Source organism: Proteus sp. fly-1008 (assembly GCF_040140305.1).
Lineage (GTDB): Bacteria > Pseudomonadota > Gammaproteobacteria > Enterobacterales > Enterobacteriaceae > Proteus > Proteus vulgaris_B.
Genome location: NZ_JBEEWH010000001.1, coordinates 577249 through 599724 on the forward strand (window position 1 = coordinate 577249; position 22476 = coordinate 599724).

The 22476-nt window shown below is 38.7% G+C and carries 17 protein-coding genes; 7 read left to right on the plus strand and 10 right to left on the minus strand.

Annotated features, from left to right (window positions below; genetic code table 11):
* Positions 1 to 48: 48 nt before the first annotated feature.
* Complete coding sequence (locus tag ABN256_RS02715; RefSeq protein WP_349439078.1) at positions 49 to 945, minus strand: endonuclease/exonuclease/phosphatase family protein; 897 nt, start codon at positions 943 to 945, stop codon at positions 49 to 51.
* Positions 946 to 1618: 673 nt separating this feature from the next.
* Here ABN256_RS02715 and ABN256_RS02720 point away from each other — a divergent pair.
* Positions 1619 to 2371 carry a T6SS immunity protein Tli3 family protein gene (locus ABN256_RS02720; RefSeq protein ID WP_340893166.1) on the plus strand — a complete coding sequence of 251 codons (753 nt, stop codon included), beginning with the start codon at positions 1619 to 1621 and terminating at the stop codon, positions 2369 to 2371.
* Entirely contained in the window at positions 2371 to 4566 is a 2196-nt protein-coding gene (locus ABN256_RS02725) for a T6SS effector phospholipase Tle3 domain-containing protein (protein WP_340893167.1), read from the plus strand. Before ABN256_RS02720 ends, ABN256_RS02725 begins: the two co-directional genes overlap by 1 nt.
* 94 nt (positions 4567 to 4660) lie before the next feature.
* Here ABN256_RS02725 and oppF read toward each other — a convergent pair whose 3' ends face one another.
* From oppF to nirB, 9 genes are all read right to left on the minus strand, one after another.
* A complete protein-coding gene (gene oppF, locus ABN256_RS02730) occupies positions 4661 to 5668 on the minus strand; it encodes a murein tripeptide/oligopeptide ABC transporter ATP binding protein OppF (protein WP_072068286.1) in 1008 nt (335 codons plus the stop codon).
* Positions 5665 to 6651, minus strand: coding sequence for an ABC transporter ATP-binding protein (locus ABN256_RS02735; RefSeq protein WP_072068287.1), 987 nt, complete (start codon positions 6649 to 6651; stop codon positions 5665 to 5667). Before ABN256_RS02735 ends, oppF begins: the two co-directional genes overlap by 4 nt.
* Positions 6652 to 6661: 10 nt before the next feature.
* The gene (oppC, locus tag ABN256_RS02740; RefSeq protein WP_072068288.1) at positions 6662 to 7570 is read right to left on the minus strand and encodes an oligopeptide ABC transporter permease OppC; all 909 of its coding nucleotides are present in this window, start codon (positions 7568 to 7570) and stop codon (positions 6662 to 6664) included.
* Positions 7571 to 7588: 18 nt separating this feature from the next.
* Positions 7589 to 8509: an oligopeptide ABC transporter permease OppB gene (gene oppB, locus ABN256_RS02745; RefSeq protein WP_197269111.1), complete on the minus strand. Its 921-nt coding sequence runs from the start codon at positions 8507 to 8509 to the stop codon at positions 7589 to 7591.
* A gap of 77 nt (positions 8510 to 8586) precedes the next feature.
* On the minus strand, positions 8587 to 10224 hold the full coding sequence (gene oppA / locus ABN256_RS02750; protein WP_115349871.1) for an oligopeptide ABC transporter substrate-binding protein OppA: 1638 nt from the start codon (positions 10222 to 10224) through the stop codon (positions 8587 to 8589).
* A 271-nt stretch (positions 10225 to 10495) separates the two neighbouring features.
* Positions 10496 to 12133 carry an ABC transporter substrate-binding protein gene (locus tag ABN256_RS02755; RefSeq protein ID WP_197269110.1) on the minus strand — a complete coding sequence of 546 codons (1638 nt, stop codon included), beginning with the start codon at positions 12131 to 12133 and terminating at the stop codon, positions 10496 to 10498.
* Between the two features lie 653 nt (positions 12134 to 12786).
* Positions 12787 to 14169, minus strand: coding sequence for a siroheme synthase CysG (cysG, locus tag ABN256_RS02760; RefSeq protein WP_349439082.1), 1383 nt, complete (start codon positions 14167 to 14169; stop codon positions 12787 to 12789).
* 14 nt (positions 14170 to 14183) lie between these two features.
* A complete protein-coding gene (gene nirD / locus ABN256_RS02765; RefSeq protein WP_349439083.1) occupies positions 14184 to 14528 on the minus strand; it encodes a nitrite reductase small subunit NirD in 345 nt (114 codons plus the stop codon).
* Positions 14525 to 17071 (minus strand): nitrite reductase large subunit NirB, encoded by a 2547-nt coding sequence (nirB, locus tag ABN256_RS02770; RefSeq protein WP_349439085.1) that lies wholly within the window; start codon positions 17069 to 17071, stop codon positions 14525 to 14527. The genes nirD and nirB overlap by 4 nt, the downstream gene beginning before the upstream one ends.
* 328 nt (positions 17072 to 17399) lie before the next feature.
* Between nirB and ABN256_RS02775 the strand changes: the two genes are divergently transcribed.
* The 5 genes from ABN256_RS02775 to ABN256_RS02795 all read left to right on the plus strand — a co-directional run bounded on the left by ABN256_RS02775 (position 17400) and on the right by ABN256_RS02795 (position 22448).
* Positions 17400 to 18965, plus strand: a complete 1566-nt coding sequence (locus ABN256_RS02775) for an ABC transporter substrate-binding protein (RefSeq protein WP_349439086.1) — start codon at positions 17400 to 17402, stop codon at positions 18963 to 18965.
* Between the two features lie 77 nt (positions 18966 to 19042).
* Complete coding sequence (locus tag ABN256_RS02780) at positions 19043 to 20086, plus strand: ABC transporter permease (protein ID WP_349439088.1); 1044 nt, start codon at positions 19043 to 19045, stop codon at positions 20084 to 20086.
* Complete coding sequence (locus ABN256_RS02785) at positions 20086 to 20916, plus strand: ABC transporter permease (RefSeq protein WP_072068296.1); 831 nt, start codon at positions 20086 to 20088, stop codon at positions 20914 to 20916. Before ABN256_RS02780 ends, ABN256_RS02785 begins: the two co-directional genes overlap by 1 nt.
* Positions 20909 to 21745, plus strand: coding sequence for an ABC transporter ATP-binding protein (locus ABN256_RS02790; protein WP_072068297.1), 837 nt, complete (start codon positions 20909 to 20911; stop codon positions 21743 to 21745). The genes ABN256_RS02785 and ABN256_RS02790 overlap by 8 nt, the downstream gene beginning before the upstream one ends.
* On the plus strand, positions 21735 to 22448 hold the full coding sequence (locus ABN256_RS02795) for an ABC transporter ATP-binding protein (protein WP_197269106.1): 714 nt from the start codon (positions 21735 to 21737) through the stop codon (positions 22446 to 22448). Before ABN256_RS02790 ends, ABN256_RS02795 begins: the two co-directional genes overlap by 11 nt.
* Positions 22449 to 22476 lie beyond the last annotated feature (28 nt).

Genomic DNA, 22476 nt, shown 5'->3' on the forward strand with positions numbered 1-22476 from the left:
TGATGAAAATAATGCCCTTGAAAATACTATCAAGGGCATTTTTATTTATTACTGTTCTTGTAACTCTAGTTCTGCAATAACAGGAAGATGATCACTTGCGTCTGACCATTTAAATGTTGCTGAATCTTGTGGAATGTCCATATTTTTGATATCCCACACTTGACCTTTAAACGTAAATATATGGTCAATATCTATAGCTGGATTAATTGCAGGCCATGTACGTTTATCACTATTTGGCTTTTCAACAGGGTTCCAAAAATAGTTAATTTCTTGGATGGGTTGTTCATTAGCGGTAGAGTTAAAATCACCCGCTAATATTTTTATTGATGTTGAAATATTATCAAAGCCTGTCTCAGTATCACCAATTGCAGCATCTAAAATATGTCTTACTTGACCGATACGAATCGTGGGATCTTTTTGCCAATCAAGGTGTGTTCCCATAATAATAATCGGTGAATCAAACCCTGGTTTCGTAATTTGTGATAATAAAACAATGCGTTGTTCTGCATCACCGGAAGGCAGATTAACGACTTGTGATTTATCAATTTTATATTTAGATAGAATACCGACACCATATTGTCCACCATCAAAATCAAGTGCTTTGCCAAAAGCAAACTGTAGATTATTAGCTTTTGCTAACTCTTCAAGCTGGTTAATATTTTTACTACGTGCCGTTTTATTATCAACTTCCGTCACTACTATGACATCAGCATCGATATTTTTGATTGCTTGGTTAAGCTTGTCAAAATTGGTGACATCTGCTGAAACTTCATTTTTGCCGATATTATAGGTAGCAACTTTCAGTGTTGGTTTATTATTTTGATACACCTTATTGGGTGTTCCCCCTGATTGTACAGCAAGGATTTCTGAGCCTGTGGTATTTGCCACTGCCATTGATGACAGTAATACACCTGTGCTGACTAAAATAGATATTACACTTTTCATCATTTCCCCGAAAAATAAACAGAATGCCAATGGATGTTCAATAATAAACTATCACATTGAAAATATGACACAGTGATACAAACCACAAAGTTATTTCGAGATGCAAAAAATCGACCAATGTAACTAAATCAAAAGCCTTTAGAGCTAAAAGCTGGATTTAGTCTGATAATAAGACTATGAAATAGTATAAGTTTTATTTATTTTTAGTTTTCAACTAATATTCCATTACGTTATCAATAGTTAATATAATTTAAAATAAAAACACCTGTGCATTCGCTATTTTTATTATTTTAATTAAACCTATTAAATGTTAATAAGATCAATTTAATTACGTATGACTACTAAAGTAAGAATTTGTTTTTGCGAATTCCGTCTTAATAATAAAGTCAACACATTGATAATTAGCATCTTGCTTGCTATAACTAAAATTATCGAATAAAAATATAACTTCCACTTCAAAAAATAATAAATTAGCTTTATTACTTTAATAATTAATAAATTATATTTTTTATCATTTATAAAACATGGTTATAACCGCCAAGGACAGCAATATTATTGAATTAGCATGATGTTATAAATCACAATTTTTTATAGATACCGTGATTAATTTTACAGTCATAAAACATCGGCAGATGCACATATAAACAAATCAGCATCACGAAAAGGACACCCCATGTTATTACATCAACTGAAACTTCCCTTACTGTTTATTTTGAGTGCCACGCTATTAACCGGTTGCTTATCATTAAAAGAAAAAGCCGCTATCAAAGCGGAACAAGATAGCGCCGAGCAACAACGTTTAATAGCCGAAGAAATTAAAAGTTATGGCCCTCCCACCGTCATTTATCGTATTGATGACCACCGCTTTTTTACCTTGGAGAAATATAATGAAAGGCGCAGTGGCTCGACGTATTACAACAATACTCAAAAAGGTATCCACCAAGAGATTATCCGGTCTTCAGCTTGCCGTTATCAAGGGCGTTTAATCTGGGCAACCGAGCGTGATGATGCTTTTGCTTTTCCGGGAGTATTGAGTCGTGTAACCAGTCGTTGCGCAGGAACAAAAACAGGTTGTGTTAACGTTATTCTTGTCACCCTTGATGGTGGAAAAAACTTTAGGCCCACAAATGGGGGGTTTGGTATTCACACTGACCACCCTGGTTACTACTCTTCTTTTTTCGATATCATCGTCACTGATGAGGGATTTTATTTAGGAGAAACCGCTGTCAGTCGTCGAGAAGCTAATGATGAATTAGCTAAACCTTGGTGGCGAAAATTTTATTTTGATCCCACCGATTCAAATTATGTTCATAGTAGTGTCGGGGATAAAGAATCTCCCTCTCCAACACTAAAAACCCCCTCAGGGCAAACCCGTTTTGATTGTAGCGCCCCTTCTATTTACCCTATTTCACAGGCAGAAAAATGATGAGTAACAGCAAACCAACCCGTTGGCTAAAACCTAAAGAATGCCTTGATGGCAGTCAAGAATGGCGTTCTATCACCCACGCTGCCAATATTGGGGCAGAAATCCATGCTAAACCTCATTTACCCGGTATTATTATTTTTGTTCATGGAGTGAATTCAGAAGGAGAGTGGTATGACGATGCTGAACGAGAACTGTGCAAAGGACTTAATGAAAGACTGAATCTTACTGGTACAGCTTATGAGTTGGAAAGGAATAAATATTACCAATCTAAGTTTATTTTAGATGAAAAAAATTATGATAATAGCCACTATATTTATGAAGAGCCTATTCGAACCTTAACCGAGTTGGGTAATTCCCCCGTGATCCGTTTTTATTGGGGATATCGTGCAACTGATGACGATTTAGGCCAATATTGTATTCCATTAAAAAATAGAGCCGGAGAAAGCTATCATCGCTTAGTCAGTGAGATATTAGAGCCCGAATACAGTCATAAAGATGAAAGATATTGGACCCTTGAAGATATAAAAAAATACAATACTGTACAAGAATACCATTCCTTGCCTTACCGTAAAAAACGCCTCTTTATTAATGAAAAAATTAAACATAAAGGTCCTTTTTTCTGGGGCGGTGGGCCATTTCAAAATGGATGCAATAATTTAGTCAGTTTATGGAGTAAGAGTGGCTTTAGCAATCTCGCGATGTTATGGACCGTGATCCCAACGCCAATCCCTTTTAATGTACAAGCCTTTAACCCTGAAACAGATCGGTTATTAACAAAGTCACCTCCTCGTCATTATTATGCTCATGCTGTAAAACGGTTAGCCAATTTAGTCGGGAAAATACGTAAAGATTATCCTTATGATACCGTTACCGTCATTTCACACAGCCAAGGTACCATGATAGCGTTAGCCGCAGCAGCAATTGAACCCCCTGATAGTTTGTTTGTTTTAAATTCTCCTTATGCCACAGAAGATAATTTCTTAAATAGTTACTCGTATGTTTACAATGAAAATATTAATCAAGCACATAGAGAAGCCACACTTAAAGAAATTATTGATAAAATTGCAAAAAATAAAAATCGATTGAAAGATGCCCCTTGTGGATATTCAGGTCTAATTGTTGGGCAGAGTGAAGATAAGAAAAGTTGGACTCCTGATGTCGTCATATATAAGGGAGAAAAACTTGATATTAGCAAGAAAAGAAATATTGAAAAAAATAAGGAAAAATTAGCTAAAGGTGAAATGATTAAGGAAAGAGATAATCATGGGCGATTTTATATTTATTGTAATCCACACGATCGCGTAATGGGCTCATCGCCTTTACAAAGTATTGGTTGGTGTCCACTTCCTAATATTACTCAAAAGGGGCAAACTTCTCACCATCCACTATTTAGCCTTAAACATCCGCCCTATATCAGAATGTTAGCACGTAATACGCCTTGTGGTGAAAAACCCAACCCAAACACAGTATTTACCGATGCAAATGGACGATTTAGTGACGGTAATATTTTCTGGGACAGTAATACCAAAACATTAGAAGGCTTCGCATGGCCAGCTCCTTCCGCTAATATGTCATTAAATATTAATGCCCCAGAAGTGCCTCACCCTATTACACCAGCCGAATTAGCAACATTTGATGAAGATTTTGCCGTAATAGAAAAAAAAGCGGAGAAACCAGCCCCTGAAATTAATATCAATGCTAATAATCAGAAAAAAGAGATACCTTTAGGTCAAGGTTATGGGCAAATTCTTTATGATGATGAATTAGATATCTACACTCCAAAAGATGCCGAATACTATTTCTATAAAGATCTCTATTCTTATCAACATCGTATTTGGGTTGAACTCACCCCAGAAGAGCGAAAAATACTCCAGAATAACCCACTGTTAGATCCTCAAGATAAAAATACAACCTCAAAATATGAAACCTTAGAAGAGATGAGAACACGTATTCGCGAATATAATCAACGCCCTACTGACCATGGTACATTACCAAGAAATTCACTGTTTCTTCGTCGTGTAGTCACTTATGATTTACCTATTGGTTATTGTGAAATAGGTAGAAACCCAGAAAGAATGGATGAGTTAAGAAAATATGCGGATTGGCTAAGTGGCTTAGATATCTATATGGAAAAAGGCGAATTAGATTTACCAAAGATGCCCGATATTATCGAAGATCCGTTAAAGAGAAAATAATAATAAATGTCCAATATTCTGCATGTTAAAAATAAGAAGCCCGCTTGAATTTATTCAAGCAGGCTTCTTCTCTTATCAACACTATTTAGTTACATTAAAGCGGATCTACTTTTAAGCAAGAGACGGCATGGCGGAAACTTCCCTCTAATAAAGGGCGTGTTTTGGCACATTCTTCATCCGCCATTGGGCAACGTGTACGGAATATACAACCTGATGGTGGATTAATCGGTGAAGGTAACTCGCCTTCCAATAAATCAATGTGCTTATTACGCTCTTTATCGGGATCAGGAATAGGCACTGCTGACATCAACGCTTTGGTATAAGGGTGTAATGGGTGATGATAAACTTCATCATAGGTGCCTAATTCTACCGCATGCCCTAAATACATCACCAAGACACGATCAGAAATATGTTTTACCACAGCCAGATCGTGGGCAATAAAGATCAACGATAACCCCATCTCTTTTTGAATATCTTTCAGCAAGTTAACTACTTGAGCCTGAATTGATACATCAAGTGCAGAAACGGGCTCATCACAAATCACCAATTTAGGCTCTAGAATTAATGCGCGAGCAATACCGATACGTTGACACTGTCCTCCTGAAAATTCGTGAGGATAACGGTTAATTAAGTTTGGCAATAATCCGACTCGCATCATCATTGCTTTCACTTTTTCAACCACTTGCGCCTGTTTCATTTTAGGGTGATAGGTTTTTAAGGGTTCAGCAATAATGTCGCCAATCGTCATTCTTGGGTTTAAGGAAGCCAGTGGATCTTGGAAAATCATTTGAATATCTTGGCGAATATCGCGCCATTGTTTATTACCCATTCCCAATAAATCATTGCCTAACCAAGTGACTGTACCCCCAGAGGCTTTGACTAACCCAATAATGGCACGCGCAAATGTCGATTTACCACAACCAGATTCACCAACAACCCCTAATGTTTCACCTTCATATAAACGCAATGTGACACCATCAACGGCTTTGAGGCTTTTTTTCGCTTTCCAAAACCACTGTTTATTATCTTGAACATCGAAATAAACTTTTAAGTCATTCACTTCTAGAATAACTTTTCTATCTTGTAATGTGGCCTGCGTCATACCAATTCCTCCACCGCTTTAAAACAGGCTCGTAATCGCCCTTGTGCAAATTGCGCTAATTCAGGCTCATGCGACAAACATTGCTCTGTTGCATACTGACAGCGTGGTTGGAATGGACAACCTTTTGGTAAACGCAATAAGTTAGGAGGATTACCCGGAATAGTCGCTAGTCGCTCATCTTCACCGTCTAAACGCGGAACGGCTTGTAGCAACCCGATAGAATAAGGGTGTGAGGGTTGATAAAAAATATCACGCGCATTCCCATATTCCATAGTGCGCCCTGCATACATTACCAATACTTTATCGCAAATCCCCGCAACAACCCCTAAGTCATGGGTGATCATAATAATTGCGGTGTTTAAATCATTTTTAAGCTCATTTAGCAGTGTCATGATTTGTGCTTGAACCGTCACATCAAGTGCCGTTGTCGGCTCATCAGCAATTAACAGTTTAGGCTTACACAGTAATGCCATTGCAATCATGACACGTTGACGCATCCCGCCTGAAAATTCATGAGGGTACATACTCATTCGTTTATGTGCTTCAGGCATTTTTACGGCATCTAACATACGAACTGATTCCGCATAAGCATCATTTTTACTCATGCCTTTATGCAGCATCAAGACTTCAATAAGCTGTGCGCCGACTTTCATATAAGGATTTAATGAAGTCATTGGATCTTGGAATATCATGGATATTTCTTCAGCGCGCATTTTATTTAATTCGCTTTGACGAAGATTTAAGATCTCACGGCCATTAAAATTGGCACTACCCGCTGTACGACCATTTTTCGCTAATAATCCCATCAAAGCAAAAGCTGTTTGCGATTTACCAGAACCCGATTCACCAACAATGCCTAAGGTTTCACCTGCTGATAATTCAAAATTCAGCTTATTCACTGCCGTAACGTCACCATCTGCGGTACCAAAAGTGACACTGAGATCTTTAACACTTAATAACGACTTATTTGTTGTATTTGTCATTTTGTTCTCCTTAACGATCTTTCGGATCTAATGCGTCACGTAAGCCATCACCGATAAAGTTAAAGCAAAACAGTGTGACAACTAAGAACGAAGCCGGGAAAAGAATCAACCAAGGAGAAACTTCCATTGAGTTTGCACCATCACTTAATAGTGCACCCCAACTGCTTAATGGCTCTTGTGTTCCTAAACCTAAGAAACTTAAAAAGGATTCGAATAAAATCATGCTAGGCACTAATAACGAGGCGTAAACAACCACTACACCTAATACGTTAGGAACAATATGTCTTAGCACGATATTGCGTGATGAAACACCACATACCAGCGCAGCTTCAATAAATTCTTTACGTTTTAGACTTAAAGTTTGTCCCCTTACGATACGTGCCATATCAAGCCAAGACACCATGCCGATAGCAACAAAAATCAGTAGGATATTTTGACCAAAAAATGTCACCAATAAGATAACAAAGAACATAAATGGGAATGAGTTTAATATTTCGAGTAAGCGCATCATTATTGAGTCAACACGCCCACCAATATAACCCGCCATTGCGCCATAAAGTGTGCCAACAATGACCGCAACAAAGGCTGCCGCAATACCTACCATTAATGAGATACGACCACCAATCGCAACCCGTACTAATAAGTCACGGCCTGATGAGTCAGTACCAAAATAGTGAGAAGAGGCAAAGTCAGGTGCCATTGACATCATTTCCCAATCAGTATCATCATAAAGAAATGGTGATAACATGGGGGCAAAAATAACAAATAATATAATAAAGAAAAGCAATACAAGGCTCGTGATCGCAGCTTTATTGTGCATAAAACGACGACGAGCATCTTGCCATAAACTACGACCTTCAATATCTAGCTGCTCCGAGAAATTCCCCAGAGCTTCGCTGTTTTCCTTCAGTGATAACATAACGCGCTCCAGTATCTATTAATAACGAATTTTCGGATCAATAACGGCATATAAAATATCGACAATGGCATTAAAGAAAATCGTTAATGCACCGACGATAATGGTTAAACTTAATACCAATGAGTAATCTCGGTTTAAAGCACCATTAACGAAAAGTTGTCCGATACCCGGCAATCCAAAGATAGTTTCAATAACCATTGAGCCCGTAATAATACCGACAAATGCAGGCCCCATATAAGAAATAACAGGTAGCAACGCGGGTTTTAAAGCATGACGCAGTACAATTCTTTTCATCGGCAAGCCTTTCGCTTTGGCCGTTCTGATAAAGTTTGAGTGTAATACTTCGATCATTGAACTACGGGTAATACGCGAGATGCTAGCAATATAAGAAAGCGATAATGCAATCATTGGTAACAACATATATTGCACTGCGCCACCATTCCAACCTCCTGCTGGTAACCACCTTAAGGTAATAGCAAAAATAAGCACTAGGAGTGGTGCGACAACAAAACTCGGTATTACAACCCCCGTCATGGCAAAAGTCATGACGGTATAATCCCATTTGCTGTTCTGATTCAGTGCCGCGATCACGCCTGCCCCCACACCTAAAATTACGGCAAAAATAAATGCCGACAGCCCTAATTTAGCTGAAACAGGGAATGCTTTACCGACTAAGGTGTTTACACTGTAGTCTTTATATTTAAAAGAAGGCCCTAAATCCCCTTTCGATAGCTGAATTAAATAATCGAAATATTGCTTATAAATGGGATCATTTAAATGGTATTTCGCTTCAATATTTGCCATTACCTCAGGCGGGAGTTTTCTTTCACCCGTAAAAGGACTACCCGGCGCTAAGCGCATCATAAAAAACGAAATCGTTATTAGAATAAATAGAGTCGGTATCGCTTCCAAAAAGCGACGAAAAATAAATTTGAGCATTGCCCGTTCCTATAACACAAACCTATTCAGGCGTGACGATAAAAAGACCTTGCCTTAAAAAGCAAGGTCTCGCCCGATTACTTAGCAATAATGTACAAGTCTTTAGTATGTAAATTATCTAATGGATCTTTACCTGAATAACCCCCGACATAAGGTTTCACTAAACGGGTGTTTACATAGTAGTAAAGTGGAACAATAGCCGAATCTTTATCTAATACACCTTCAGCTTTTTGATAAATAGCGGCACGTTCATCATCAGATTTCACACGTAAAGACTCTTTGATCAATGCGTCAAATTCTGTGTTTTTATAGTGAACAGTGTTATTACTGCTGTAAGACAGCATCATGTTCAGGAATGAAGAAGGTTCATTATAATCTGCACACCAACCGGCACGAGCAACATCATAAGTTCCTTGGTGACGAGTATCTAAGAAAGTTTTCCACTCTTGGTTTTCAAGAGAAACATCGGCACCTAAGTTTTTCTTCCAAATTGAAGAAGCGGCGATCGCAACTTTTTTATGTAAGTCGGATGTATTGTACAGAAGCTTAAATTTCAGTGGATTTGCTTTGTTATAGCCAGCCTCTTCTAATAATTGGCGTGCTTTTTCATTGCGTTGTTCTTGTGTCCAAGTCGCAAACCATTCTGGTTTGTTCTCTTTAATGCCATCAGTAAATGGAGGGGTAAAGCCATAAGCTGGGATATCGCCTTGGTTTTTCACTTTATAAGTGATGATATCTCTATCCATTGACAGTTTCAGTGCTTCACGGACACGAGGATCGTTAAACGGAGCTTTCTCATTATTAATTTCATAATAATAAGTACATAAATATGGGCTTATACGCAATTCATCCGGGATCTCTTTTTTCAGTTTTTGGAAAAGTTCGATGGGTAAATTGCTATATGTCATGTCGATTTCGCCCGCACGATAGCGGTTTACGTCGGTGACTTCTGATGAGATAGGTAAGAATGTGACTTTATCAATAACGGTATTTTTATTATCCCAATAGGTTGGGCTACGCTCTAAAACAATGCGCTCGTTGACTGTCCAGTCTTTTAAATTATAAGCGCCGTTACCGACGAAATTAGCAGGTTGAGTCCATTTTTCGCCAAATTTTTCTATCACTTTTTGATTAACTGGCGACATGGAGGAGTGAGCTAATAATTTTGGTAAATAAGGCACTGCTTCTGATAATGTCACTTCTAATGTGTTGTTATCTAATGCCTTAACTCCTAATTCAGTGGCTTTTTTCTTACCTGCGATAATATCGTCGATATTGACGATATGCGCATATTGTAGATAACTTTCATAAGGAGATGCCGTATTAGGATCTGCTAAACGTTGCCAGCTATAAACAAAATCCTGTGCTGTAACAGGTTCGCCATTTGACCATTTAGCGCCTTCACGAATTTTGAATGTCCAAACGGTGAAGTCTTTATTTTCCCAGCTAGTTGCTGAGCCGGGTAGAATTTCACCATCTGGGCCAACAATAGTAACGCCTTCGAAGAGATCACGTGCTAATGCAGATTCAGGCACACCTTCGATTTTATGAGGATCAAGTGATTGTGGCTCAGAGCCATTATTACGAACAAGCACTTGTTTTTCAGCTAATTTTACCCCGTCTGGAACAACCGCAGCGTTAGCTGTTAGTGCTGACAATCCAAAGATTGCGCTTATTGCAATCGCCAACGCACTCTTTTTAGTTAAATTACTCATCTTATAAAATACTCCCAGTTAGTGAGTTGGTTGTTAGACAACCATTCTGTGATGTTCAGTTGTGTTTTAGAACGGTTTACACAACTTATTGTTTTTACAAAAAATAAATCAAACTTACTTAATTGCCATCAGTGCTTAATTGCCTGATAACATTATAATTTTTTTATGCCGTTATCTTTTTTGTGTAGCTTTTTTATTTTTTACTACGGTTAAAGTCACTTTTAACCATTTAAATCGTACATAACTATAGAATACCGATAATTTACCAGTTTTAGTTATCTACCTTTATAAAATAGCGCTTTAAGTCCGTATAATCAAAGGGGTCTTTACCAGTAAATCCACCTACTTTTGGACTCACTAATCTAACACTGACACGATAATAAACAGGTACTATCGCAGAATCCTTATCTAGCAAGGCTTCAGCGCGTTGATAGAGTTGATGACGTGCACCATTATCGAGTGCAAGTAGTGCATTATTTAATGTGTCGTCATAGGCTTTATTTTCATAAAAGATCGTATTTAGGCTACTTTTAGAAAGAAATGAGTTTAAAAATGAAGTCGGTTCATTGTAATCTGCACACCATGTTGCTCTAGCAACTTGGTAATTGCCCTGATTACGATTTTCTAGCGCTGTTTTCCATTCTTGATTTTGTAACGTGACATTGGCGCCAATACTTTTTTTCCACATTGATGCAGCTGCAATAGCTTGTTGTTTATTTTGATCTGAAGTGTTGTAAAGCAATGTGAAAGTCAGCGGATTTTTACTGTCAAATCCAGCCTCTTTTAATAACTCACGCGCCCTTTCATTACGTTGTTGTTGTGTCCAATATGCCCATTTAGGCGGCTTAAAATTACCATTACCAATAAAAGATGGTGTAAAAGAGTAAGCAGGGATTTGGCCTTGTCCCATTATTTTTTCAGCAATCACTTGCCTATCAAGTGTCAATTTCACAGCTTCCCGAACTCGGGCGTCATCAAAAGGCGCTTTTTTATTATTGAGTTCATAATAAAAGGTACATAGATAAGGTGTAACGTGTAAATTATCAGGCTGTTCTTGCTTCATTTTTTTATAAAGAACTGGAGGAATAGCGCTGTTGGTAATATCAATTTCACCACTACGATAACGGTTAATATCACTGGTTTCTGAACTAATTGGTAAAAACGTGGCTTGCTCAATAATGGTATTTTTATTATCCCAATAAAGTGGGTTTCGCGTTAAAGTTACCTTTTCATTCACAATCCAATTGTCAATGATATAAGCCCCATTACCGACAAAGTTTTCTGGGCGAGTCCAATTAACACCGTATTTTTCAACAATCTCTTTTTTAACAGGCTTTAATGATGTATGACTGACCATATCAACCAAATAAGGAATTGGTTTGGTTAAATTGACTTGCAAAGTGTAGGGATCTATCGCTTTCACACCCAATGTTTCGGGGGATTTTTTACCACTAAGAATATCTGCAACATTTTCAACATAAGCATATTCGAGATAACTGGCATAAGGTGAACCAGTTTTAGGATCTACCAATCGACGCCAACTATAAACAAAATCTTCGGCTGTTACTGGCGTCCCATCACTCCATTTGGCATCTTCTCTCAAATAGAATGTCCACACCTTGTTATCATCAGTTTCCCAGCGCAACGCAACGCCTGGCATGCTATCGCCATTAGGCCCCACATAAGTCAGACCTTCTAATAAATTCAAAATAATATTACCTTCAGGCGCGCCTTCTACTTTATGGGGATCAAGTGACGAAACCTCAGTGCCATTATTAATAACAATATGTTGTTGTTTTGCCAGAATAGTGCCTTCAGGGGGAGTCACAGCATGAGAAAAAAAGGAGGTTAAGGCAAGTGAAATAATACCGACTGGAAACATCATCGTTAACACAGCTTTATTTTTCATGGGTACCTCTCCTAATAAACAGTAATTTATAGCGGGGTCGCTCAATTAACGATTTGCATCGCTGTTAAATTTTGATTGTAATAATGACTATTCTTAAACATTTTAAGATCTAGACAAGATAGAAAGTGATAACAACACGCTTCTTTTTTACACTTATCGTAAATTTTGTCAATTAATGCGATATTCTTATCACTTAACTTTATTTAGCCCTCAAAGGTTCTATCTTAGAAAAATAAAAAACAAATATCACAAGAGGTAAAACAACAAATAAACATTTAATTAACATCACGCAAGTTTTATAGATAGAAAACCTACGTAGCTCACAGAATTAATATAATCAGGAAGGTTTTTATCCAACTTACAGAACTTTATGATGCGTTATAAGTAAAGAGTTTCTGTTTGAAATTAATTAAAAATAGCAATAAATTGAGCTTTAGATTGAATAATAATTCCAACCTAAAAATTACCGTAGATTATTAAACATTCACTTTTATTATTTATTTTTAATTTTTAATCTAATTGTTTAATTGAAATGAAATGAAAAAATATTTTCATATATATTTCTATGCATTAGATAAAAAACCTCTTTAATATACATATTGAATATTAAAGAGGTTTTTTTATTTTATAACGTCAACTTCAATTTTTTTCAGCTATTTAGCCGATTTTGATTGAAACCATTGTAGCTTATCATTCAACTTGACAACTTCTCCCACAATAATCAGCGCTGGACTTTCCATTGTTTCTGCCATCTGTGCTAGTTGATGTAATTGCCCAGTAATCACTTTTTGTGCTGTTAATGTTCCTTTTTCGATAATAGCAACAGGCATCGTCGCACACATGTTTTGACTGAGTAACATTTGCTGAATGTAATGGGCTTTAGTCAATCCCATATAAAAAACCAATGTTTGATTCTCTTGCGCAATACATTGCCACTGGGCTTCATTTAACCCTTTTCCATGTCCTGTAATAAAACGAACGCTTTGCGCATAATCTCGATGCGTTAAAGGAATACCCGCGTAAGTTGTACAGCCTGATGCTGCCGTAATACCAGGGATCACTGAAAATGGAATACGATGTTCAATCAAAGCTTCTAACTCTTCACTGCCTCGACCAAAAATAAAAGGATCGCCTCCTTTTAATCTCACCACTCGTTTTCCCGCAGTGGCTTCTTTGATTAAAATTTGATTAATTTCGTCTTGAGGAACACAGTGAAAACCCGCTTGCTTACCAACATAAATGCGCTGCGCATCTCTACGAACAAGAGCCATAACCTCATCAGACACGAGTCTATCGTAAACCACTACATCTGCTTGCTGACACTGCTGTAAACCTTTAATGGTCATTAACCCAGCATCACCCGGCCCTGCGCCAACTAAAACAACACTGCCTTGAGGTTGCTGATTTTCAGATAACAGTGCGCTAATGCGTCGCTCAATACCATCGTCTCTTTGCGCTTCTATTTCAGCTTGTAATGATTTATCCGCAAAAAATTGCTCCCAAAAATAACGTCTTGCACTCATCGATGAAAAACGCTGTTTTATTTTATTTCGTAATTTTCCGGCAAGTTGTGCTAGCTCACCAAGATAATTAGGGAGGAGTTGTTCAATTTTTTCTCGCAAAATGCGGGCTAATACAGGTGCTTTTCCGCCCGATGAAATCGCCACCACAATGGGGGAACGATCTATGACAGACGGCATAATAAAGCTAGCTTGCTCTGGTGAATCCACCACATTACAAAATATCTGATTCTCTGTTGCTGATTGAAAAACCTGTTGATTCACTTGCTCGCTATCTGTTGCAGCAATAACAAGCCATTTACCAGATAAATGAACCTCATTAAATATTCCTGTAATACAGTTTAGTTTTTGCTCGGTATGCCATTGCATAAACTGCCTTGTAAATGAAGGGGCAATGACAGAAATAATAGCCCCTGCCTCCATAAGCAATCTGGCTTTACGTTCAGCAATCTCACCGCCTCCCACTAATAAACAAGGTTTATCTTTGAGCTGACAGAATATTGGAAAGTAATCCATATTCATTCCCCTATTTATTGAGATGATTTATTACGGCTGCGTACGCTAACAGTATTACCTTCAACCTTGACATCAAAATGTGTGATCGAAAAACGCTCATCTTCAAGGCAAAAACCATCCGTTAAACGAAAATGCTGTTTTTTTAGCGGGCTAACGATATACAACTCATTTTCATGTTCAGCAATTAATCCTCGTGATAGAACACTGGAATGTGCAAAGGGATCGATATTGCTTAATGCATATAAACGTGTATCAGAATAAGGGCGAAAAATGGCAACATGATCTTGCTCCACCAGCGCACAAACACCCGTTCCTGGTGTAATATCATCTAATTGGCAAACCGCTATCCATTGACTCATGATTGCGCCTCCTCAGTGACCAATTTGATATCAATACGTTCATGTAAACGTGCGGGACGGTGTTGGAATCGTTCTTTTACCGTTTGCACTGTCGGATCGGGCATTGGATTATTAATAAAGTGGGCAAAACGTTTTAATGCTTTTGGAGAATCAACCGTTTCTTTCCATTCACAAGCGACTCGTTCTTGTAAGGCTTTCAGTTCTTTTTCTAACTGCGTATTTAAGCCTAGCTTGTCATGAATAATAACATCACGTAAATATTCAATTCCCCCTTCTAAATTATCTAACCATACTGAGGTTCGTTGTAGCTTATCTGCGGTACGGATATAAAACATCATAAAGCGGTCGATATAATGCACTAAGGTTTCTTCATCAAGATCCGAAGCAAAGAGATCCCCATGGCGTGGCTTCATACCACCATTTCCGCCAAAATAGAGGTTCCAGCCTTTGTCGGTGGCAATAATACCGACGTCTTTTCCTTGTGCTTCAGAACATTCTCGGGTGCAACCTGATACACCAAATTTCATCTTATGAGGCGTTCTAATACCTTTATAACGATGCTCTAGCGCAACCCCCAAACCAACACTATCACCAACACCAAAACGGCACCAACTGCTACCTACACACGTTTTTACCATACGCAATGCTTTCGCGTAGGCATGGCCTGTTTCAAAACCTGCTGCAATTAATTTTTCCCAAATAGCAGGCAGATCCTGTTTATGAGCACCGAACATTGCCATTCGTTGCGAGCCAGTAATTTTGGTATACAAATTATATTTTTGAGCGATTTGCCCAATAGCTATAATACCAGCGGGCGTAATTTCACCACCGGGAGAGCGAGGAATAATGGAATAAGTCCCATCTTTTTGCATATTTGCGAGAAAGTTATCATTAGTATCTTGTAGAGAAACTAAATCATCACTCAAGATGTACTCATTCCAACATGAGGCAAGCAATGACCCCACTGTAGGTTTACACACTTCACAGCCATAACCTTGACCATGTTTTGCCAGCAGTTCATCAAAACTTTTCAGACCTTCTACACGAATAAGATGATAAAGTTCTTGGCGTGAATAGTGAAAATGCTCACAAAGATGGTGATTAACTTCAATACCTTGTTTGGTTAATTCTGCATTTAAGACTTGAGTCACAAGAGGAATACAACCACCACACCCTGTACCGGCTTTAGTTTCAGCTTTAATGGCAGCAACTGTATGACGACCTCGTTCAATTGCTTGAATAATGTCGCCTTTTGTCACATCAAAACAAGAGCAGATTTGTGCTGTTTCAGGTAAGGAATCAACTCCGATTGCAGGCTTACTTCCTGCATGTGCCGGTAAAATTAAGGAATCTGGGTGCTCTGGTAATTCAATAGTATTGAGTGATAACTGTAGAAGATTGCCATAATCTTCGGTATCTCCCACTAATACAGCCCCTAATAAGTATTTATTATCTTCACTAACTATCAGACGTTTATAAATTTCTTTGCCTTCGTCCAGATAAATATAGCTACGGCACCCTACTTGATGTCCATGAGCATCACCAATACCACCGACATCGACACCGAGAAGCTTTAATTTTGCACTTAAATCAGCCCCTTGAAAGACAGAGTGATGGCCTAATAAATTATCGACGGCAACTTGTGCCATTTTGTAGCCCGGAGCCACTAACCCGAAAGTTTTATTTTGCCAAGATGCACATTCACCAATAGCATAAATATCAGGATCTGTTGTTTGGCAATAATCATTAATAACAATGCCGCCTCTTGGAGCAATATCTAAATTACATTGACGAGCCAGTTTATCTTTTGGGCGAATACCAGTGGAGAACACAATAAAGTCAACTTCAAGAAAACTACCATCTGCAAATTGCAGTGTTTTACGTGCATTTTCACCTGTCGATAATATTTCTTGTGTGTTTTTAGAGGTATGCACTTTCACACCCATACGTTCTATTTTTCGCTTAAGTTGCTCACCACCTAATGTATCAAGTTGTTCTGCCATTAAGGTTGGGGCAAATTCGATAACGTGAGTTTCAATACCTAAACTTTTTAACGCACCTGCGGCTTCTAATCCTAAAAGTCCACCGCCAATTACCGCGCCTTTACGGCTAATACGTGCGCAAGATTCGATGGCATTTAAATCTTCAATAGTACGATAAACAAAGCAATCTGGTGAGTTATTTCCCTTAATAGGGGGAACCCATGGATAAGAGCCTGTTGCCATCACTAACTTATCGTAACTGACACAACGCCCTGTATTGGTGTGTACCACTTTTTCTTCACGATTGATGGTTATCACTCGTTCACCAATTAATACTTCTATTTGGTGTTTCTCATAATATCCTTGCTTAACTAAAGAGAGCTCTTCAGCGGTGTGATGGGAGAAATAAGAGGAGAGATGGACTCTATCATATGCAACGCGAGGTTCTTCACAAAAGACGACAATATTAAATTCTTCATTGCCACCTTTATCAATCAATTCTTCGATATAACGGTGCCCCACCATACCGTTACCGATGATTGCGAGTGTTTTCTTGCTCATTTTTGCCTCAGATTTAAAGATTTCTAAGGCTAAAATACGAAACTACTCATAAGGAATATTGATGGATATCAAATACAGCTTAATCAATTCAGCTACTACAACTTAATAGTCAATCAATTACTACTAAAGGAGTATCTGGTTCTTCTCATCTTGCGGTTAATTATTCTTCTACCATAATTAATCTTAATTGCTTATAACCAAGCGTTATATGTAAGCGTAATTAAAACTTTGCGCATCGGTCACGTTTTGCCTAAGTTAATTTCACAAAGTAATAACTAATAAGTTATTAACATAACGATTTTAGCGACACCGTTTCAGGGAGCGTCTCATGAAAGCAAAATTATTATCATTATTCGTTGTGGGTGCCCTTTCCGTCCCGGCATTTGCAGCAACACCTGCTAATACATTAATTGTGGTTCAAGGGCTTGATGATATTGTCAGTCTTGATCCCGCTGAAAGTAATGAACTGTCTAGTATTCAGACTGTGCCTAGTTTGTATCAGCGTATTGTTCAACCTAATCGCGATAACCCTGAAATTAATGAACCGATTTTAGTTGAAAGTTGGCAAGCCAATCCTGAACAAAAATCTATCGTATTTAAAATTAAACCTGATGCAAAATTTGCATCAGGTAACACTGTTCGCCCTGAAGATATTATCTTCTCTTATCAGCGTGCGATCACCATGAATAAATCACCTGCCTTTATTCTAAATGTCTTAGGTTGGAAAGCAGATAACATTAATTCATTATTGAAAAAAGTCAGTGATAATGAATTAGAAGTACGTTGGATAGCCGATGTCAGCCCTGATGTTGTGCTAAATATCCTCTCAACACCAATTGCTTCTATTATTGATGAAAAGCTGGTTTCTGCTCACGTTAAAAATAATGACTTTGGGAATAGCTGGCTGAAAATGAATTCAGCAGGAAGTGGCGCATACAAAATGCGTGCTTATCAACCTCGCCAAGCGATTGTGTTAGAAGCTAACCCTCTCTCACCAACTGGTGCACCTAAAATAGAGAATATCATTATTAAAAACGTACCTGATCCAGCATCGCGTCGTTTGTTGATTGAAAAAGGTGATGCCGATATTGCTCGAGGGCTAGGTACAGACCAAACAGCAGCACTGTCTGGCAAAGCTGGTATTCAAATTTTAAATATTCCTTCCGCTGAGCAAGTTTATTTAGCTTTTAATACCGCAAGTGGAAACCCTGCGCTTAGTAACCCCGCATTTTGGGAGGCCTCTCGTTATTTAGTTGACTACAAAGGTATTACTGAAGATTTAATGCGTGGGCAGTATTTTATTCACCAAAGCTTTTTGCCTGTGGGTTTACCGGGTGCATTAAAAGATAATCCATTCACCTTTGATCCCGAAAAAGCGAAGGCAATTTTAGCCAAAGCAGGCATTACCAATGCTCGCTTTACATTAGATGTTGAGAATAAAGTCCCTTACATTACGGTGGCACAATCCATTCAGGCAAGCTTTGCTCAAGCAGGTGTACAAGTAGACTTATTACCAGCGGCTGGTAGCCAAGTGTATAGCCGTGTGCGCGCGAAACAACACCAAGCCGCGATTCGTTTTTGGATCCCAGACTATTTTGATGCACATTCAAATGCGAGTGCCTTTGCTTATAACGACGGACAATCCAATACTGTTGCTTGGTTAAATGGTTGGAAAATCCCTGAACTAAGCCAAAAAACATTAGTGGCGCTGAATGAGGCAGACAAGACAAAGCGTCAATCACTCTATACTGAAATGCAAAAAGAGTTACAACGTAGTTCACCTTATGTCTTTATCGATCAAGGTAAAAACCAAATTGTCATGCGCGATAATGTTAAAGGTTATGCCCAAGGTCTAAATGCAGATATGGTTTATTATGACAAAGTAACTAAGTAATATTTTTTCCTAAAACCATCCACAGTCATGTTATTGTGGATGGTCTATTTTTTGCCATTTCACTAGGCTATTGCTGTATGAACACTGCTATGACGTTACCTATTCGTCTAAAAAGCCAGTTAATTACTTTTGCTCAAGGAATATTGACATTAGTACTTACGCTTTTTGGGCTTCTTGTAATTACTTTCACACTTTCTGCACTTTCCCCTGTTGATCCTGTTCTGCAAATTGTCGGTGATCATGCAAGCCTCGAAACATATAACCAAGTCAAACATGAATTGGGGCTGGATTTACCTCTCTATATGCAGTTTTTTCACTATGTAGAAGCATTATTAGAAGGACATTTGGGTACAGCGACATCAACGGGTCAACCCGTTCTTGATGATTTATTATTGACTTTCCCAGCCACTTTAGAGTTAGCAACAGTCGCATTGGTTATTGGTGCCAGTTTGGGCATTTTATTTGGCGTATTATGTGCTCGTTTTGTCGGTACACCTCTCGATTTTGTTTTACGCATTTTGACGCTATTAGGTAGCTCTGTTCCTATTTTCTGGTTAGGCTTAATTTTGTTATTAATTTTCTATGCCACACTGCAATGGACCGCAGGCCCCGGACGATTAGACGATATATATCAATTTACGATTGAACCTGTAACAGGCTTTGCGTTAATCGATACCTTATTAGCCGGTGATAAAGATGCCTTTTTTAACGCGTTATCACACCTTATTCTGCCCGTTTCTCTGTTAGCTTATTTTGCCCTTGCCTCTATTACTCGCTTAACACGTTCGGCCTGTTTAAACGAAATGAATAAAGAGTATGTCACCTTAGCAAGAGCAAAAGGTATTGGTGAGTTACGTATTCTCTTTTATCACGTATTACCCAATATTCGTGGTGTATTAATGACCATTATCGCCTTGTCTTATACCGGTATGTTAGAAGGTGCGGTATTAACAGAAACGGTCTTTTCTTGGCCGGGAATTGGTCGATATCTTACAACCGCACTTTTTGCAGGTGATACCACAGCCATTATGGGCGGTACTTTAATTATCGGTTTATGCTTTGTCTTTATTAATAATATGACCGATATCGTTATTCGTTTGACTGATCCGAGGCTCCGCTAATGTCACCTTCATTTTTAAGAAAAATAGCGCGTTCGCCTTCCGCATTTATCGGTTTATCGTTGCTTATTTTACTGTTAATTATTGCTATTTTTGCACCTTGGTTAGCCCCTTACGATCCCAATTGGCAACATGCAGCTCAACGCTTATTAGCACCCAACGCTGAACACTGGTTAGGCACCGATAATTATGGGCGAGATATCCTTTCACGTATTATTTATGGCACACGCCCAATGCTTGGTTTGGTGGGTTTGGTGGCTATTATCACCTTACCATTAGGATTGTTGGTCGGGATTTTATCGGGTTATTACGGTGGATGGACTGAACGTATTTTAATGCGATTCACTGACGTTGTGATGTCAATGCCTTCATTGATCCTAGCTTTTGCCTTTGTAGCAATGTTAGGCCCCGGTCTTCTTAATGGAGCATTAGCACTGGCTTTAACAGCATGGCCTGCTTATGCACGTCAATCTCGCAGTGAAATTCAACATTTGCGCAATAGTGATTACCTTGCTGCGGCTGAAATGATGGGAATAAAAGGTGTTCGTCTTTTATGGGGGCATATTTTACCGCTATGTTTACCGTCAGCCATTGTGCGTTTAGCGCTTAATTTAGCGGTGATTATTCTTGCTGCCGCAGGTTTGGGCTTTCTTGGATTAGGTGCTCGCCCTCCTATGGCGGAATGGGGAGCAATGATAGCAGAAGGTATGCCCGTTATTTTTGACCAATGGTGGGTTGCCGCTATTCCGGGTACAGCAATTTTGATCAGTAGTCTCGCCTTTAATTTATTAGGTGATGGGCTTCGGGATATATTGGGAGATACCCATGAGTAAAACACCTTTAATTGAAGTGAAAAAACTCTGTATTGATTATCCAACGGCAAGAGTGGTTAATAACGTCTCTTTTACTTTAGGCCAAGAGCGTTTAGCCGTGGTGGGTGAATCAGGTTCGGGTAAATCAATGACAGCTCGCGCATTAATGGGACTCGTGCGTCAACCAGGAAAAGTTAGCGCAGAGCAGCTCAATTTGATGGGAAATAATCTATTGAATTTTTCATCGCGCCAATGGAATAACACTCGAGGTAATACTATTTCGATGGTATTGCAAGATCCCCGTTATGCATTAAATCCGGTAAAAACCATTTATCAACAAGTGGAAGAGTCGGTAAAACGCCATCAAACACTTTCACGCCAAGATAGGCGACAATTGATTATCGAAATGCTGTTATCTGTTGGCTTTCCTGAGCAGAGTATTTACCGCTATCCCGGTGAATTATCAGGAGGAATGGGACAACGGGCAATGATTGCTATTGCGCTAATTAATAACCCAACAATTCTAATTGCTGATGAACCAACATCAGCGCTTGATGCCCAATTACGCCATCAAATTCTTGAACTGATTACCACCCAATGTGAGCAGCGCAAGATGGGTTTACTACTCATTAGTCATGATTTACCTCTGGTTGCTGAATACTGCGAGCGTGTAATGGTGATGTACCAAGGCGAACAAGTAGATGAACTCAATGCGAAAGCATTACCGACAGCCACACATCCTTATACGCGTACACTTTGGACATGTAGACCTAATGCAAGCACTTATGGCACACAATTGCCAGTATTAGATAGGACGCTTAATTTCAAGGAGCAACATCATGCTAATTGATATTCATGATTTACACGTTCAATTTGAGCAAGGCAAACAAGCAAAGCATGTTGTAAAAGGGATCAACTTACATGTCCAACAAGGTGAAACCTTCAGCTTAATAGGTCGTTCTGGTTGTGGAAAATCAACCGTTTTACGTGTCATTGCTGGATTATTGCCTCATTGGCAAGGTAGCATGTCACTTTTAGGGCAAACCATTAAACCACAGCAACGTTTTCAAGGCGCATTGCGCCGTAATATACAGATGGTATTTCAAGATCCCTATGCCTCTTTACATCCCCAACACCGTATTGAGCGTGCTTTTTCTGAACCTTTGAAAATTCATCAAATTCCTTTTGATAACAGCACAATTGAACAGGCATTAGCTCAAGTCGGCTTATCTGCGGACGTAGCAAGCCGTTATCCTCACCAACTTTCTGGTGGACAACGCCAACGAGTTGCTATTGCAAGAGCCCTTTTGCTACAGCCTCAATTGTTATTATTAGATGAGCCAACTTCAGCATTGGATATGTCAGTGCAAGCCGAGATCTTAAATCTGCTTAACACCCTAAAAAAACAGCATAATATGACTTATTTATTAGTGAGTCATGATGCCGATGTGATTGCTCATATGTCTGATAGAGCCGCATTAATGGAAAATGGCGAATTGACTCAACACTATGATAGAGATGCGTTATCAAAAGGAATACATCGTCTTGATTAACATGGAAGAAGTGATGTAATAAATAAAA

Bases quoted from the DNA above. Each gene is read 5' to 3' on its own strand.
- ABN256_RS02725 (WP_340893167.1), top strand. From the start codon at position 2,371: ATGAGTAACAGCAAACCAACCCGTTGGCTAAAACCTAAAGAATGCCTT.
- cysG (WP_349439082.1), bottom strand. From the start codon at position 14,169: ATGGATTACTTTCCAATATTCTGTCAGCTCAAAGATAAACCTTGTTTA.
- ABN256_RS02775 (WP_349439086.1), top strand. From the start codon at position 17,400: ATGAAAGCAAAATTATTATCATTATTCGTTGTGGGTGCCCTTTCCGTC.
- nirD (WP_349439083.1), bottom strand. From the start codon at position 14,528: ATGAGTCAATGGATAGCGGTTTGCCAATTAGATGATATTACACCAGGA.
- ABN256_RS02780 (WP_349439088.1), top strand. From the start codon at position 19,043: ATGAACACTGCTATGACGTTACCTATTCGTCTAAAAAGCCAGTTAATT.
- oppA (WP_115349871.1), bottom strand. From the start codon at position 10,224: ATGAGTAATTTAACTAAAAAGAGTGCGTTGGCGATTGCAATAAGCGCA.
- ABN256_RS02795 (WP_197269106.1), top strand. From the start codon at position 21,735: ATGCTAATTGATATTCATGATTTACACGTTCAATTTGAGCAAGGCAAA.
- ABN256_RS02735 (WP_072068287.1), bottom strand. From the start codon at position 6,651: ATGACAAATACAACAAATAAGTCGTTATTAAGTGTTAAAGATCTCAGT.
- oppF (WP_072068286.1), bottom strand. From the start codon at position 5,668: ATGACGCAGGCCACATTACAAGATAGAAAAGTTATTCTAGAAGTGAAT.
- oppC (WP_072068288.1), bottom strand. From the start codon at position 7,570: ATGTTATCACTGAAGGAAAACAGCGAAGCTCTGGGGAATTTCTCGGAG.
- ABN256_RS02790 (WP_072068297.1), top strand. From the start codon at position 20,909: ATGAGTAAAACACCTTTAATTGAAGTGAAAAAACTCTGTATTGATTAT.
- nirB (WP_349439085.1), bottom strand. From the start codon at position 17,071: ATGAGCAAGAAAACACTCGCAATCATCGGTAACGGTATGGTGGGGCAC.
- ABN256_RS02715 (WP_349439078.1), bottom strand. From the start codon at position 945: ATGAAAAGTGTAATATCTATTTTAGTCAGCACAGGTGTATTACTGTCA.
- ABN256_RS02720 (WP_340893166.1), top strand. From the start codon at position 1,619: ATGTTATTACATCAACTGAAACTTCCCTTACTGTTTATTTTGAGTGCC.
- oppB (WP_197269111.1), bottom strand. From the start codon at position 8,509: ATGCTCAAATTTATTTTTCGTCGCTTTTTGGAAGCGATACCGACTCTA.
- ABN256_RS02755 (WP_197269110.1), bottom strand. From the start codon at position 12,133: ATGAAAAATAAAGCTGTGTTAACGATGATGTTTCCAGTCGGTATTATT.
- ABN256_RS02785 (WP_072068296.1), top strand. From the start codon at position 20,086: ATGTCACCTTCATTTTTAAGAAAAATAGCGCGTTCGCCTTCCGCATTT.